We start from the raw sequence: 526 nt of genomic DNA on the forward strand, positions 1-526 counted from the left end.
ATACGGTCTTGAGTAGTCCTATCAAACTTCTCCTGACCGGTCAAGCCTAGGCCGCGAACGATCTCGGGCATCGTGGTCGTAATGATCTGGTAGCGACCGACAGCATTAAAGTCACCAGCCTGCTGATGCTGCATAACCTCGTTGACCGTCATGTTCTCAAGGTCTTCAGTACCCGCGCGCCCCTTCTTTTTCTTATCCTTGACACGCGTACCGTAGTTCACACTGTTGTAGTCGCCCTCACCGCGAGCGACCAACGCGCTTATACTGGTAACGTCTCTATGCTCTACATGAGGCACCGGACCAGCTGCTCGCATAGCCCCAACGTCCCCGGCCCCGAGTGGGGCTTCTGCGCCCGTGCTAGCCACAAGCCGACCCGCGTCATCATAAACAGTATCTACTATGGGCGATGCTTTGAAAAACGTGTCCCATGCGAAATAGCCTAGGACGCCTAGACCACCGGCAACGGCCAGACCAGCGAGCACCGCAGGATTCAGAACCAATGCTTCCAACACCAACGTGATCATGG

1 protein-coding gene is annotated in these 526 nt (G+C 55.7%); it reads right to left on the minus strand.

The genetic code is table 11. The features are described from left to right. The coding region (locus AC1RPT_RS07625) for a hypothetical protein (RefSeq protein ID WP_481762957.1) at positions 1-314 on the minus strand (314 nt) is incomplete at its 3' end. Positions 315-526: the final 212 nt, after the last annotated feature.

This window comes from Dellaglioa sp. CoH-56-MRSF-11, assembly GCF_056782135.1.